Raw genomic sequence first — 14,470 nt, 5'->3', positions numbered from 1 at the left:
CATGAAGATGTCGCTCAAGTCCGCCATCACGCTGCTCGCCGTCGCCGCCCCCTCGTTCGCCTTCGCGACCACGTGGGAGCTGGACTCGTCGCACTCCAGCGCGCAGTTCGGCGTGAAGCACATGATGGTGTCCACCGTGCGTGGCGCCTTCAGCAACGTGAAGGGCACCATCAACCTCGATGACAAGGACATCACCAAGTCCACCATCGAGACCACCATCGACGCGACCACCATCAACACCAACGAGCCCAAGCGCGACGAGCACCTGAAGAGCCCGGACTTCTTCGACGTGGCGAAGTTCCCGACCATCACCTTCAAGTCGACGAAGGTCGCGAAGGCCGGCGCGAACAAGCTGAAGGTCACGGGCGACCTGACGATGCACGGCGTGACGAAGTCCGTGGTGCTGGACGTGGATGGCCCGTCCGCCGAGGCGAAGGATCCGTGGGGCAACCTGCGCCGTGGCGCCACGGCGACCACGAAGATCAAGCGCAGCGACTTCGGCCTGACCTGGAACAAGGCGCTGGAGGCCGGCGGCGTGGCGGTGGGTGACGAGGTCACCATCACGCTCGACCTGGAGGCCACGAAGAAGGCCGACGCGGCGGCGGCTCCGGCGGCCAAGGAGACGAAGTAGTCTTCGTCCCAGAGTTGAAATGAAGAGAGGGGCCTCGGGTGACCGGGGCCCCTCTTTTTTGTGCCCGGTGGACCGGGCGGGGGACAGCGGCTCAGCCCTCGGCGACGGCCTGCACGCTGGCGCGGTAGATGAAGATGCGCGCGGTGTTGGTGCGGGTGTCGGCGGGGATGACGAAGAAGCCCGGGGTGGGGCCCTTGAAGTCCTGGGAGAAGCCGGCCACCTGGCGGCCGTCGTTGAAGGTGACTCGGATCTTCGAGCCCTCCGCCTGCGGCTGACGCGCGCCCGCGGCGAGCATGAAGAAGATGGCCTTCACGCGCTTGCCGGGGATGCGCTCCGGGGCGAAGCCGCTCTGCTGCTCCAGGGAGATGGTGTCCTCCAGGAGGTCCGCGTCGCGGATGGTGCCGCGCTTCACCTGTCCTTCGACGGTGTGGATGATGACGCGGTGTTCGCCTTCCACGAAGGAGTTGGTGGCGGAAGCGAAGGCGTCCCCCGGCACTTCGAAGAGCGTGTCGTCCGTGGGGCGCAGGTGGTTGGCCGTCACGGCCGGCGTCGCGGCGGCAACGGGCGCCGGGCTCCGGAGGTTCGGGCTCGCGGCAGCGGCGGGCGTCAGCCGGGCCATGGGCACGGAGGGCGCGGCGGAGAGTGACAGGGCCGGCGCGGGCGGCGGAGGCATGGCCGCGACGGGCAGGGCGGGGAGCTCCTCGACGAGCTCGATGTCGGCCACGGGCTCGGACTCCACCTCCAGCTCCTCGACTTCGAGGGCGGGCGTGGCGTCGGGCTCCGCGTCCACCGCGGGCTCTTCCCAACCGGAGGACGGGGCCGTCGCGGTGGGCTGGGCGGCCCAGGTGGGGGCGGTGATGTCGGTGAGGGAGACCTCTTCCTCGGCGACGGGCTCGCTCCACTCGGCGGCGGGGGCGGCGGGCGCGGCGTCGGCCATCCAGTCCGGCTGGGCCTCCTGGGGCTCGGCCCAGGAGGAGCGCGCGGCAGGGGCTTCAGGGGCGCCCCATTCGGGCGTGGCGGGAGGGGACACCCACTCGGAGGCGGCTTCCTCGACCGGAGCGTCCCACGGCTGCTGGGCGCCGGTGGCCGGCTGGGCCCAGGCGGCTCCAGCGGAGGCGTCCTCGGTGGTGGCCCACTCCGGCTGCGAGGCGGCGGGCGTGGCGGACCACGACTGATCCGCGTCCGGGGTCACGTCCTCGGTGGTCGCCCATTCGGGTTCGGCTTCGGTGGGGGCGGCTTCTTCGGACGCGGCCCACTCCGGCTGAGCGGCGACGGGTGCGGCTTCTTCGGCCGTGGCCCACTCGGGCTGGGCTTCGATGGGCGCGGCTTCTTCCGTCGCGTTCCATTCGGGCTGAGCCTCGATGGGAGCGGCTTCTTCGGTGGCCCACTCGGGCTGGGCTTCGAGGGGCGCGGCTTCTTCCGTCGCGGCCCATGCCGGTTGCGCGGCGATGGGAGCGGCTTCTTCGGTGGCCCACTCGGGCTGGGCTTCGATGGGAGCGGCTTCTTCGGTGGCCCACTCGGGCTGGGCTTCGAGGGGCGCGGCTTCTTCCGTCGCGGCCCATTCCGACTGCGCTACGGCAGGCGTAGCGGCTTCCTCAGAGGCCCACTCGGACTGCGCGGCGATGGGCGCGGCTTCTTCCGTGGCCCACTCCGGCTGGGCGGCGACCGGCGCGGTGTCTTCAGCCGTGGCCCATTCGGGCTGCGCCTCGATGGGGGCGGCTTCATCCGCGGAGGCCCACTCAGGCTGCGCCTCGATCGGCGCGGCTTCAGCAGAGGCCCACTCGGACTGCGCGGCGACGGGTGCGGTCTCTTCGGCCGTGGCCCACTCAGGCTGCGCCTCGATGGGCGCGGCTTCAGTGGTGGCCCATTCGGACTGCGCGGCGACGGGCGCGGTCTCTTCGGCCGTGGCCCACTCAGGCTGCGCGGCGACCGGTGCAGTGTCTTCAGCCGTGGCCCATTCGGGCTGTGCGGCGACGGGCGCGGCTTCTTCCGTGGCCCACTCGGGCTGGGCTTCGATGGGGGCGTCTTCGGCCGTGGCCCACTCAGGCTGGGCCTCGATGGGCGCGGCCTCCGGGGTTCCCCACTGCGGCTGCGTGGGAACGGCGGCTGCGCCTTCCGTGGTGGCCCACTCGGGCTGGGCTTCGATGGGCGCGGCTTCTTCCGTGGCCCATTCCGGCTGCGCTTCGATGGGGGCCTCTTCCGCGGTGGCCCACTCCGGCTGCGCTGCGACGGGTGCGGCTTCTTCCGTGGCCCATTCCGGCTGCGCCTCGACGGGCGCGGCTTCTTCCGTGGCAGACCACTCGGACGCCTGTGCCGGCTGCGCGGCGACGGGCTCGGCGGCTTCCGGGGTCGCCCACTCGGACTGGGCCTCGATCAGCGGGGCTTCTTCGGACGGCGGCGTCCATCCGCCCTGGGCATCAGCGGTTGGCGCCGCCGTGGATGCGGCCCACGCGGACTCGGAGGCGGGGGCATCCCAGGCAGGCGCCGCGTTCGCGTCGGGCTGTTCGGATGACGCGGTGGCGGCCCACTCGGGCTGGAGCTCGATGGGAGCGGAGTCCTCGGACGACTGCGCCCACTCGGGCGAGCCGGCGGCGGGCTCCACGGCATCGGAGGCCCACTCGGGCTGCAGCTCGATGGAGGCGGACGCATCCTGCAGTCCCACGGTGTCGGTGGCGTCGGAGGGCGTGCCCTCGGCGGACCACTGCTGCGCATCCTGAGCAGAGGTGTTCCACGCCGAAGACTCGGTGGACTGCGCTTCGGCGAGCGACTCGGCGGCGGTGGCCAGCGGCACGGCTTCGTCGGCGCTGCCGCTCAGCTCGCCCCACTGCTCCGACGCCGGGGCCACTTCGGCCGAGGGCTCGACATCGTCCGAGCCGAGCTCCAGCGTGTCGGCTTCGATGTCCGGACCGACCGGGATGCTGCGGATCCGCAGCGACGGAACGCCCGTTTCATTCGCGAACGGGGAGGGCGGCGGAGTGAGCTGCTGCTCCTCTTCCGCTCCCAGGTCGGCCACGTCGAAGGTCTGGGCCTCCACACCGGCCGCGACCGCCGGGGCCGCGCTGCCGTCGGACCCGTCCGCGGCGCCTTCGGCTGCGACATCGTTCGCGTCGAGGGCGATCTCCTCGGCGGGGACTTCCGTCGAAGTGGCGTCGCTCGACTGCCACTCCGCCGCGACATCGCTCGTTTCGAGTGCGATCTCTTCGGCAGGCGTCTCCGCTCCAGCCTGCCACGTCGCATCGGCGGACTCGGAGCCCTCGGCGACGACAGCCGCCGGATCATTGCCGGAAGCCTGCCACTCCGTCGCGACGTCATTCGAGCCGAGCGCAATTTCCTCGCTCGAGGACTGCTCCGGCGTGGCGCTGTCCGACTGCCAATCCGTGGCGACGTCGTTCGCACCGAGTGCGATGTCTTCGGCGGGAGTCGTGCCGGCGGACTGCCAATCCGTGGCGACCTCGCTCGCATCGAGCGCGATCTCCTCGGCGGGTGTCTCGGTGGCGACGGCGCTGTCGGCCGCCCACTCCGTCACGGCATCGGCTGCGCCCGGTGCGCTCTCGTCGGCCTGCGCGGATGCCGCCGTGGGTTCCTGCCAGTCCGTGGCGACATCGCCCGCGCCGAGCGCGATCTCCTCGGCAGCGGCGTCCGTGGTGCCAGTCGCGCCGGCCTGCCACTCCGTAGCGACATCCTCCGTACCGAGGGCGAGTTCGCCCGCGCCTTCCGGCGAAGCTCCTTCGGCGGACTGCCACTCCGTGGCGACGTCGTTCGAACCGAGCGCGATCTCTTCGGCCGCCGGAGTTTCGCCAGCTGCCTGCCAGTCCGTGGCGACGTCGTTCGTGCCGAGCGCGATCTCCTCGGCCGGAGTCTCACCGCTGGCCTGCCAGTCCGTAGCGACGTCGTTCGAACCGAGCGCAATCTCCTCGGCCGGAGTCTCACCGCTGGCCTGCCAGTCCGTAGCGACGTCGTTCGAACCGAGCGCGATCTCCTCGGCCGGAGTTTCGCCGCTGGTCTGCCAGTCCGTGGCGACGTCGTTCGCGCCGAGCGCGATCTCCTCGGCTGCCGGAGTCTCTCCGCTGGCTTGCCAATCCGTCGCAACGTCGTCCGTGCTGAGCGGGACTTCCTCGGCCGCCGCGGTCTCCTGCCACGCAGCCGCGGCACCGGCCATGCCGGTCTCCGCGGCCTCGCTACCGGACTGCCATGCCGTCGCGCGGGCCGTCTCGGTCTGCCAGTTCGTGGCGACGTCGCCCGCGTCCAGCGCGATCTCCTCCGCCGGTACTTCCGTGGCCGCGGCGTCGTCGGTCCACGCCTCCGCGATGTCACCCGCGCCGAGCGCGATCTCTCCACCGGACTCCGGCGCTTCCGCGACAGGGGCCGCATCCGCTCCCCACGCTCCAGCCGTCTCCGTGGCGGCCGCCTCCTGCGCGCCCCCGTTCACGGGCGCGGAAGCCTCCGCCGCCGAGACGTCGCTCCAATCCCACTCCGAGGCTCCGCCCTCGGCCGTCGCCGCCGGCTCCACCGCGAGCGGTGCCGTATCGATCGCGCTGGCCGCGGACTCCTCGGACTCCACCGCCAGCGGGGCCGCGTCCCAGGCCGCGTCCACGGGCGACAGGTCCTCGGCCATCACCGCCTCGGACTCGGGCTCGGCGTCCAGCAGCTCCGCATCACCGACCGCGTGCTCCGCGGAGGCCAGCGCCTCCGCCATCGGATCCAGACCGGACGCCGCCGGGGCCTGGGCCTCCGACTCGACCTCCATCGACAGGTCCGCGAACGAATCCTCCAGCGACGGCTCCGGCGCGGTGGCGGCCACCGGGGCCGGCGTCTCCGCGGACAGCTCGGAGAAGTCCTCCTCGGCGCTCGTGCCCCACGCCTCCGCCGTCGCCGCCGCGGGCGACGTCGCCACGGGGGCTTGCGGCATCCACGGCGCGGGTTCACTCAGCGAGGGGATGTCGATGTCGTCCGTGCTGAGGTTCAGGCTGTCCTGCTCCGCGGGCGCCTGCGGGGCGTACCCACCGGCCTGCGGATCCACCGGGGCCGCGTAGCCCCCCGCGGCGTTCGGGTCATACGCAGCGTTCGGGTCGTAGCCCTGCTGCCCCCACGCCGCCGCCGCGTTCGGATCATAGGCCGCCGCGTTCGGGTCGTACGCCGCCGCGTTCGGATCATAGGCCGCCGCGTTCGGGTCGTAGCCGGCGGGGTAGGCGTACCACTGGCCGTCCTCGCCGTAGTACCCCTGGGGCTGCTCGTAGCCGGCGGGGTAGGCGTACCACTGGCCATCCTCGCCGTAGTACCCCTGGGGCTGCTCGTAGCCGGCGGGGTAGGCGTACCACTGGCCGTCCTCGCCGTAGTACCCCTGGGGCTGCTGCTCCGGCTGGGCATACGCCTGGGCCGCCGCCGCGGTGTCCGCCGCGTCCTGGATGCCCAAAAGGCCGCGCAACTCGACCCAGCGAGACTCCTCGACATGGGACATGCTTCCCAGCTTCCGCTTCTCATCCAGGAAGCGGAATTCTCTCATCGCGGCGCGCGTATCGGACATCCGTCACCTTGCTGCGCCAGCGTCCAACGGGGACCGCCGCAGCGAAAATCTTGGAGGCCCGCGAGTGTAGGGGACTCCCGCCAGGGGGTAAACCAATCCGCCACGCCCGACCGGCCGCTACCTCCCCGAGAGGGCGGAACGCACCGCCTGGTCCAGGCCCGCGAAGTCCTTCTCGTAGGTGGCCTGCAGGGCCTCCTGGAAGGATCCGGCCCGGCCCGCCTTCTGGATGAAGTCCAGCAACTTCTCCTGGCCCCCCAGCCGCACCAGCTCCCGCACCGCCATGGCGGACGTGCCGTAGGCGATTTCCGGCTGGGACATGGAGATGGGCGCCTGCGAGTCCATGTCCGACAGCTTCGGCAGCCGCCCCTGCTTCGCCTGGCCGCGCATCGCCTCCCGCAGGTTGCGCGGGGGGCCGTCCAGCCCCAGGTAGCGCCACTCGATGTACTCGGCCAGGCCCTCGTTGAACCAGCGGGGCAGGGCGCCGCCGCCGCTCGGGCAGATTTCGTCCACCGCCGCGTGCACGTACTCGTGCACCAGCGTGGCCTTGGTCATCTGCGTCAGCTCCGCCGCGTCGTTCATGCGGATGGCGTCGTCGTGGTACAGGCCCGCCACCCGGGCCGCGTACGTGGCGCCCAGGTGCGTGGCGAACTCGTCGCGCGTGTAGAGCACCACGTTCAGCTGCCGCTCGCGCGCCCGCCCCAGCGTCCGCTGGGTGAAGTCATAGGCCTCGTCGAGCGCGGAAACGACCTTGCCCTCGTACTCCGCGCGCTGGCCGAAGTCCCGGTCGCTGTTGAAGTAGCGGATGGCGAAGCGGCTGTTCTGGCGCACGCGCATGCCGTCCTTGCCCACGCCGGACTCGTAGCTCAGGCTCGCCGGACGGATGTCCGCGCCCGCCGTCGCCTTCGCCTGGCGCGTGTCACCCGGGCCGGGCTCGCCGTTCATCCGCTGCTCCAGGCGCTCCGCCTCGCGCCGCGCGGCCCCTTCCTCCGACACCTGCGCGCGCGCCTGCTGCATCAGCTTCCGCGCCTCCGCGCCCTCCTTGGACTTCGGAGGCACCTTCTCCAGCGTGGCCAGCGCCCCCGCCGAGTCCTTGTCCTGCAACTGCAGCCGCCCCAGCTCCAGCGCGAACGCGCCGTCCTTGGGGAAGTGCTCCAGGCCCTTCTTCAGCGCCTCCTCCGCGGAGGCCCGCTGATCCGTCTTCAACGCGGAGCGCGCCAGGCACCGCAGGCCGCCCGCGGTCTCCTGGAAGGCCACGGCGCGCTCGCCCAGCGAGTACGCCATCACCGCGTCCTCCGCGAGCAGCGCCTCGCAGCCCTTGAGCAGGGGGGCCGCCACGGACGGCCGCTGCTCTTCGGGATAGGCGGAGGGATCCGCGGCGGCGAACGCGAGGTACAGCTCCTCCCACTCCTTGTGGGCGGCCAGCTCCTTCGCCTTCTGCGCGGGAGGAGCGGCGGCGAGGAGCAGCAGGGCGATGAGGGGCGTGTTCATGGGTTTCCGGAGTATCGCCGAAGCCCCGAGCGCCCGCGCAAGCTTCCCCGCTCTACGTCCGGGCGACCTGCCAACCCAGGGACTCCAGCGCCGACATCAGCTCCTGGATGTGGGCGTGTCCGGTGGTCTCCAGCATGACCTCCACCGTGGCCTCGCCCAGGCCCGCCTTGGAGAAGGCGCGGTCATGGTGCAGGTCCACCACGTTGGCGCGCATCTCCGCGATCTGCGTGGTGAGCCGCGCGAGCATGCCGGGCCGGTCCGGCAGCCGCACCTCCAGCTGCACCAGGCGGCCCGCCTTCACGAGGCCCCGCTCGATGATGCGGCTGATGACGTTCATGTCGATGTTGCCGCCCCCGACGATGATGGCGACGCGCTTGCCCTTCGCCTGCGGCACCCGGCCGCTGACGAGCGCCGCCAGCCCCGCCGCGCCCGCGCCCTCCGCCACCGACTTCTCCTGCTCCAGCATCATCAGGATGGCGGCGGCGATCTCCTCCTCGTCCACCGTCACCACCGCGTCCACGTACTTGCGCACGTGCTCGAAGGTGAGCTCGCCCGGCACCTTCACCGCGATGCCGTCCGCGATGGTGGTGCCCGCGGCGGTGAGCTCCGTGCGCTTCCCCGCATCCAGCGACGCCTTCATGCTGGCGATGGTGGAGGCCTGCACGCCCACCACCTGGATGCGCGGGTTCGTCTGCTTCAGCGCCACCGCGATGCCGGAGATGAGCCCGCCGCCGCCCACCGGCACCAGCACCAGCTCCAGGTCCGGGCACTGCTCCAAGAGCTCCAGCGCGATCGTGCCCTGGCCCGCGATGACGTGCGGGTCGTTGAACGGGTGCACGAACACCAGGTCCTCCGCGGCCTGGATGCGCAGGGCCTCCGCGTAGGCTTCGTCGTAGTTGGCGCCCTTGAGCACCACGCGCGCGCCGTAGTCGTCGCGCGTGCGCGTCACCTTGATGAGCGGCGTGCGCTCCGGCATCACGATGGTGGCCCGGATGCCCAGCCGGCGCGCGTGGTACGCCACGCCCTGCGCGTGGTTGCCGGCGGAGGCCGCGATGACGCCGCGGCGCTTCTCATCGTCCGTCAGCGTCAGCAGCTTGTTGAGCGCGCCGCGCTCCTTGAAGGCGCCGGTCCGCTGGAGGTTCTCCAGCTTGAAGTACACCACCGCGCAGTCGGTCTTCTCCGTGAAGTAGTCCGACGCGGGGCACGGCGTGGGGCGCAGCGCGGACCGGATCCGTTCGCGCGCCACCTGGATGTCCTGCAGGGTGACCATCATGGCCGGGCGTGTAGCGGAAGCGCGGCCCGCACGGAAGCGACCTGACGCCCACGCCTGCCTGCCCGCGATGCGGCGGGGTGCGTCAGATGCCGCGCAGCACCGTGGCCTTGCCCACGCGGCCAATGGCCAGGATGTAGGCGGCCGTCCGCATGGAGACCTTCCGCGAGCGGGCAATCTGCGCCACGCGGTCGTAGGCCTCCTTCATCGTCTTCTCCAGCTCCGCGTTGACGCGGTCCTCTTCCCAGGAGACGTGCTGGAGGTTCTGCACCCACTCCAGGTAGCTCACCGTCACGCCACCCGCGCTGGCCAGGATGTCCGGCACCACGAAGATGCCGCGCTTCTCCAGGATGTCGTCCGCCTCCGGCTGGGTGGGGCCGTTGGCGCCCTCCACCACCAGGCGCGCGCGCACGCTGTTGGCGTTGTCGCGGGTGAGCACGTGGCCCAGGGCCGCGGGGATGAGCACTTCGCAGTCCGCCGCGAGCACGTCCTCGTTGGTGCACGGCGTGCCGCCGCTGAAGCCGGTGACGGTGCCGGTGCGCTTCACGTGCTCGAAGAGGGACGGCACGTCCAGGCCCAGCGGGTTGTACATGCCGCCCAGCACGTCGGACGCGGCCACCACCACGCCGCCGTCGCCCCAGATGAGCTGCGCGATGTGGCTGCCCACGTTGCCGAAGCCCTGGATGGCGAAGCGCGTGCCCTTCACCGGCATGCCCAAATCCCGCAGGATTTCGCGGCACACGTAGAGCAGGCCGCGCCCGGTGGCGGCCTCACGGCCCTTGGAGCCGTACAGCTCCAGGGGCTTGCCCGTCACCACCGCGGGGGAGTGCCCGTGGTAGCGCGAGTACTGGTCCATCACCCAGGCCATCACCTGGGGGTTGGTGTTGACGTCCGGCGCGGGGATGTCGCGCGTGGGCCCGATGACGTCTTGAATCTGATCCACGAACTTGCGCGTGAGCCGCTCCACTTCCTTGAGGCTCATCTGCGAGGGGTCGCATGCCACGCCGCCCTTGGCGCCGCCGTAGGGCACGTTCACCACGGCGGTCTTCCACGTCATCAGCGACGCGAGCGACACGCACTCGTCCTGGTCCAGGGCGGGGTGGTATCGCAGGCCGCCCTTCATGGGGCCTCGGCTGTTGTCGTGCTGGATGCGGTAGCCCAGGAACGTGCGGATCTCGCCGGAGTCCATCTCGATGGACACCTGCACCTTCACCTCGCGCAGGGGCGTGGCCAGGAGCGTCTCGATGGGCGTGCCCACGTCCATCACCCGCGCGGCCTTGCGGAAGTAGTAGTTGGTGCCGTCGACGGCGTTCATGGCGGGCTTCACTCCTGAGGACAGACGGAAAACCTTAACAGAAGGGGTGCGCTACGATGAGCGCGTCCATGCGCCCCCACTCCCCGGACCCGAGCGACTCCGGCTCCTCGCTGCAGGGACTGGCCCGCCGCATCCGCACGCTGCGCGAGCGCCGGGGCCTCACCCAGGAGGACTTCGCCGCCCGGTGTGACATCTCCGTGAGCTTCGTGTCGCTGCTGGAGCGCGGCGAGCGCAACCCCAGCTACGACACACTCCTCCAGGTCGCGGCCGCGCTGGAGCTGCCGCTGTGGGAGCTGTTCCGGCTGGAGGACGCGGAGGACGCGGAGGCTCATCGGCTGGTGGAGTGGGTGCGGCTGAAGAAACTGGGCCGGGAGGACGTGGAGCGCCTGCTGGCCGTGGCGGAGGCGATGTTCAGCGGCGTACCGGGTGCATCCGCTTCCCAGGCGAAGGCGGGCGGCGAGGCCTGCGCTTCACCGGAGTGCGGCCGGCCCGTGCTGGCCCGGGGGTTGTGCGTCGCGCACTACCACCGGGCCCGCAGGAAGAAGGCGCCTCTGGCTCCCTGAGGACCGGGAGACGCCCCGTGGGAAGCGGCTACTTGCGCTTGGCGCGCTCCACCTTCAGCGTCTTGCCCTCGCCGTTCGGCTTGCCGTGGGTGGCTTCGAAGCCACCCACGTCCTCTTCCGCGACGAAGACGTACGCGTACGTGGGGCGCAGGTCGGTGCGCAGCACCTTGCCCGCCGGAGCGCCCGCGGCCTCCAGCGCGGCGGTGACGCCCGCCTCGTCCAGGCCTTCCTGCCGGCCCAGGCCCACCCACAGCCGCGCCTGGCCGGGGACATCCGGCAGGGCCTCGTGGCGGGGACGGCGCTCCTCGCGCTGGCCGCGCGGACGGTGCCGCTCCAGCTTCAGCGGCTTCTCGTTGTGCGTCTTGCCGTTGAGCGCCTCGAAGCCCGGGGCCTCCTCCTCCGGCACGTAGACGTAGCCGTAGGTGGGGCGGGTGAGGGCCTTGATGACCTTGCCGCCCGGGGCGCCCAGGGACTCCAGCGTGGCGGGCAGCTTCGCCTCGTCCATGCCGTCATCCGCGCCCAGGTTCACCCAGAGCTTCACCTCGCCGGGGCCCGCGTCCGGGGACGGGGGCGGGCGGGTGGTGGGCGTGTCGCGCTCGCTGCGCGGCTTGCTCTTCTCCACGCGCAGCGTCTTGCCGCCGTGCTGCTTGCCGTTGAGCGCCTCGAAGCCCGCGGAGTCGTCCTCCGCGACGAAGACGTACGCGAACGTGGGGCGCAGCTCCGCGCGCACCAGCTTGCCCACCGGCGCGCCCGCGTCCTCCATGGCCGTGGCGATGCTGCCCGGCCCCAGGCCGTCCGCGGTGCCCAGGTTCACCCAGAGCTTCGTCTCACCGGGGCCCGGCTCCAGCGCGGCGGAAGGAGCGCCACCCCGGCGCTCGCCCCGGTCCTCGCGGCGCGGCTCGTCGCGGCGCGGACGGCGCTCGCGGTCCGGGTGCTCGTCGCGGCGGGGCCGCTCGGTGCGCTCGGTGCGCTCCTCGCGGCGGGGACGCTCGCGGTCGCGCTCACGGTCGCGGTCCTTGCCCCGGCGCTCCAGCGGCTTCTTCTCCACCGGCTCGCGCTTCTCCGTCTCACCGGCGGCCTGTGCCTTCTCCATGCGCAGGCGGCTGAAGTAGTACTTGATGAGGAAGGCGACGAGGTCGTCCGCGTCCGGGCGCTGCTTGAGCTGCGAGGCCAGGGGCAGGAAGCCCTCGAAGATGCTGGAGCCCATGCCCTCGCGCAGCTCACGCACGTGGCGCTCGGTCCACAGGTGCATGGCCTCTTCGGGCGCGGGCATCTCGCGCATCTCGAACTTGATGCCGAACTTCTTCTCCAGCACGGTGAACGTCGCCAGCTCGCGCCCGGAGAAGAGGTTGATGGCCGTGCCCTTGTTGCCGATGCGGCCCGTGCGGCCCACGCGGTGCAGGTAGACGGCGGGGTCCTCCGGCAGGGAGTAGTTGATGACGTACTCCAGCCCGGAGATGTCGATGCCGCGCGCCGCGATGTCCGTGGCGACCATGAAGGCCACCTCGCCGCGCTTCACCTTGCCCATCACCCGCTCGCGCTCCTTCTGCGGCAGGTCTCCGTTGAGCAGCTCCGCGTCGAAGCCGTTGCGGTTGAGCACCGCGGTCACCAGCGCCGTGTCATCCCGCGTGTTGCAGAAGATGATGGCGTTGGAGGGCTCCTCCTTCTCCAGGATGTAGATGAGGTTGCGCGGCTTGGGGAACTGATCCGACACGTCGTAGCGGATGTGGTGGATGTGCTCCACCGTGAAGACGTCGCCGGACAAGAGCAGCGTCTCCGCGTTCGTCGTGTAGCGCGCGATGAGGTTCTGGATGTCCGTGGGGACGGTGGCGCTGAAGAGCAGCACCTGGCGCGTCTTCGGAAGACGGTCGAGGATGCGGGTGACCTCCTCGTAGAAGCCCTGGTTCAGCATCTCGTCGGCTTCGTCGAGGATGGCGTGGTCGCAGCCGTCCAGCTTCAGGTTGCCGCGGTTGATGTGGTCGAAGACGCGGCCGGGGGTGCCCACGATGATGGGCGTGCCCTCTTCCAGCGCGTCCTCCTGCTGCTTCATGGAGGCGCCGCCGTAGATGGCCGCCACCTTCACGCCCTTGTACTTGGCCAGCGTGGTGAGCTCCTCCGCCACCTGGAGCGCCAGTTCGCGCGTGGGGCAGAGAATGAGGGCGCGCACGCGCTTCTCGTCCGCCGGAATCTTCTCCAGCAGGGGCAGGCCGAAGGCGGCCGTCTTGCCCGTGCCCGTCTTGCTGCGGACGATGAGGTCCTTGCCCGCCATCGCGGGGCCAAAGGCCTTGGCCTGGACGGGGGTGGGACTGGTGTAGCCGCGCTCCGCCAGCGCGCGGCGGAGGGGCTCGGAGAGGTTCATTTCTTCGAAGCTGATGTCCGCGATGTATTCGTCGGGACGCGTCGTGGCTTCGTCAGGCGCCGGGGCTCCCGGCGTGGGCTCTTGGATGTCGCTCATCGGGCATGGGCATAGCCCCTGCATTACCCTCTGGCAACAATCGCGGCACTTTGGGGTATGGAGCGCGCATGGCGAATGGGAGGAAGAGAACCAATGGTCCGGCCGCCCCCCGGCCCCGCGCGAAGCGTCCCGCGGCCTCTGCCCGTCCAGGGGCCGCCCGGGAGAGCGCTCCAGAGGCTCCAGAGGAAGAAGCGCAGGAATCCGCCCAGGACCCGGACGCCCTGGAGCCGGACCTGGCGGAGCTGAACGAAGCCGAGGCGGAAATCGAGGAGGAGGCGCCCGCCCCGGCCCGTGCCGCCCGGCCCGCGGCACTGGTGCGCTCGGAGGGGTCCGCCCTCACCAACCGGGACCCGCTCCAGGCCTACATGGCCGAGGTGACGCGCCACCCCCTGCTCACCCGTGAGGAGGAGCACCAGCTGGCCAAGGAGTACCAGGCCACGGGGGACGTGCGGGCGGCCTACCGCCTGGTGGCCTCCAACCTGAGACTCGTGGTGAAACTGGCCCACGAGTACCACCGCAACCCCCTGTCGCTGCTGGACCTGGTGCAGGAGGGCAACATCGGGCTGATGCAGGCAGTGAAGAAGTACGACCCGGACCGGGGCGTGAAGCTCAGCTCCTACGCCGCCTGGTGGATCCGCGCGTACATCCTTCGCTACATCATGGACAACTGGAAGATGGTGAAGCTGGGGACCACCGAGGCCCAGCGGAAGCTCTTCTTCAAGCTGCGCCAGGAGCAGGAGAAGCTGGTCTCCCAGGGCTTCGAGGCCAGCCCGCGCCTGTTGGCGGAGCGCCTCAACGTCACCGAGCAGGACGTGGTGGAGATGGACCAGCGGCTGGGGCACGACGAGATGTCCATCGACGCGCCGCTGGGCAACGACGGGGATTCGGGCGCCACGCGCGCGGACCGCTATCTGCCGTCCAACGCGGTGCCCGCCGACGAGCGCCTGGGCAGCGAGCAGCTCAAGGCCCTCTTCCGGGAGAACCTGGCCGCCTTCGCCCAGACGCTGGAGGGCAAGGAGCGCTACATCTTCGAGCACCGCCTCACCGCGGACGAACCGCTCACGCTCCAGGACATCGGCGACAAGTACGGCGTCAGCCGCGAGCGCGCCCGGCAGATTGAAGCGGCCCTCATCAACCGGATGCGCGAGTTCATGCGTGAACGCATCCCGGACTTCGACATGGTGGCGGTGCCCAAGGGCTGACGCTGGGGCCGGGGTGGGGAAG

8 protein-coding genes are annotated in these 14,470 nt (G+C 71.1%); 3 read left to right on the top strand and 5 right to left on the bottom strand.

What is annotated here, in order from left to right:
• Position 1: 1 nt before the first annotated feature.
• On the top strand, positions 2 to 631 hold the full coding sequence (locus tag D7X32_RS26130; RefSeq protein ID WP_120605289.1) for a YceI family protein: 630 nt from the start codon (positions 2 to 4) through the stop codon (positions 629 to 631).
• Positions 632 to 722: 91 nt separating this feature from the next.
• Here the strand turns inward: D7X32_RS26130 and D7X32_RS26125 are convergent, their stop codons facing one another.
• The 4 genes from D7X32_RS26125 to D7X32_RS26110 form a co-directional block, all read right to left on the bottom strand.
• Positions 723 to 6,155 carry a DUF6982 domain-containing protein gene (locus D7X32_RS26125; RefSeq protein ID WP_120605288.1) on the bottom strand — a complete coding sequence of 1,811 codons (5,433 nt, stop codon included), beginning with the start codon at positions 6,153 to 6,155 and terminating at the stop codon, positions 723 to 725.
• Between the two features lie 117 nt (positions 6,156 to 6,272).
• The gene (locus D7X32_RS26120) at positions 6,273 to 7,643 is read right to left on the bottom strand and encodes a peptidase MA family metallohydrolase (RefSeq protein ID WP_120605287.1); all 1,371 of its coding nucleotides are present in this window, start codon (positions 7,641 to 7,643) and stop codon (positions 6,273 to 6,275) included.
• Positions 7,644 to 7,695: 52 nt separating this feature from the next.
• On the bottom strand, positions 7,696 to 8,913 hold the full coding sequence (locus tag D7X32_RS26115) for a threonine ammonia-lyase (RefSeq protein WP_120605304.1): 1,218 nt from the start codon (positions 8,911 to 8,913) through the stop codon (positions 7,696 to 7,698).
• An 85-nt stretch (positions 8,914 to 8,998) separates the two neighbouring features.
• Complete coding sequence (locus D7X32_RS26110) at positions 8,999 to 10,228, bottom strand: Glu/Leu/Phe/Val family dehydrogenase (RefSeq protein WP_120605286.1); 1,230 nt, start codon at positions 10,226 to 10,228, stop codon at positions 8,999 to 9,001.
• Between the two features lie 68 nt (positions 10,229 to 10,296).
• On the opposite strand from D7X32_RS26110, the gene D7X32_RS26105 reads away from it, so the two are divergent.
• A complete protein-coding gene (locus tag D7X32_RS26105) occupies positions 10,297 to 10,791 on the top strand; it encodes a helix-turn-helix domain-containing protein (protein ID WP_120605303.1) in 495 nt (164 codons plus the stop codon).
• Positions 10,792 to 10,819: 28 nt separating this feature from the next.
• On the opposite strand, the gene D7X32_RS26100 is transcribed toward D7X32_RS26105, so the two are convergent.
• Positions 10,820 to 13,246: a DEAD/DEAH box helicase gene (locus D7X32_RS26100; protein WP_120605285.1), complete on the bottom strand. Its 2,427-nt coding sequence runs from the start codon at positions 13,244 to 13,246 to the stop codon at positions 10,820 to 10,822.
• A gap of 68 nt (positions 13,247 to 13,314) precedes the next feature.
• On the opposite strand from D7X32_RS26100, the gene D7X32_RS26095 reads away from it, so the two are divergent.
• The gene (locus D7X32_RS26095; RefSeq protein ID WP_120605284.1) at positions 13,315 to 14,448 is read left to right on the top strand and encodes a sigma-70 family RNA polymerase sigma factor; all 1,134 of its coding nucleotides are present in this window, start codon (positions 13,315 to 13,317) and stop codon (positions 14,446 to 14,448) included.
• Positions 14,449 to 14,470: the final 22 nt, after the last annotated feature.

It is taken from the genome of Corallococcus carmarthensis, assembly GCF_003611695.1.
Taxonomy (GTDB): domain Bacteria; phylum Myxococcota; class Myxococcia; order Myxococcales; family Myxococcaceae; genus Corallococcus; species Corallococcus carmarthensis.
The sequence above is the reverse complement of the archived record's forward strand: the minus strand, read 5'-3'. Positions and strand labels throughout refer to the sequence as shown.

Coding starts and splice junctions, on each gene's coding strand:
- D7X32_RS26105 (WP_120605303.1), top strand. CDS start 10,297: ATGCGCCCCCACTCCCCGGACCCGAGCGACTCCGGCTCCTCGCTGCAG.
- D7X32_RS26100 (WP_120605285.1), bottom strand. CDS start 13,246: ATGAGCGACATCCAAGAGCCCACGCCGGGAGCCCCGGCGCCTGACGAA.
- D7X32_RS26125 (WP_120605288.1), bottom strand. CDS start 6,155: ATGTCCGATACGCGCGCCGCGATGAGAGAATTCCGCTTCCTGGATGAG.
- D7X32_RS26115 (WP_120605304.1), bottom strand. CDS start 8,913: ATGGTCACCCTGCAGGACATCCAGGTGGCGCGCGAACGGATCCGGTCC.
- D7X32_RS26130 (WP_120605289.1), top strand. CDS start 2: ATGAAGATGTCGCTCAAGTCCGCCATCACGCTGCTCGCCGTCGCCGCC.
- D7X32_RS26120 (WP_120605287.1), bottom strand. CDS start 7,643: ATGAACACGCCCCTCATCGCCCTGCTGCTCCTCGCCGCCGCTCCTCCC.
- D7X32_RS26110 (WP_120605286.1), bottom strand. CDS start 10,228: ATGAACGCCGTCGACGGCACCAACTACTACTTCCGCAAGGCCGCGCGG.
- D7X32_RS26095 (WP_120605284.1), top strand. CDS start 13,315: ATGGCGAATGGGAGGAAGAGAACCAATGGTCCGGCCGCCCCCCGGCCC.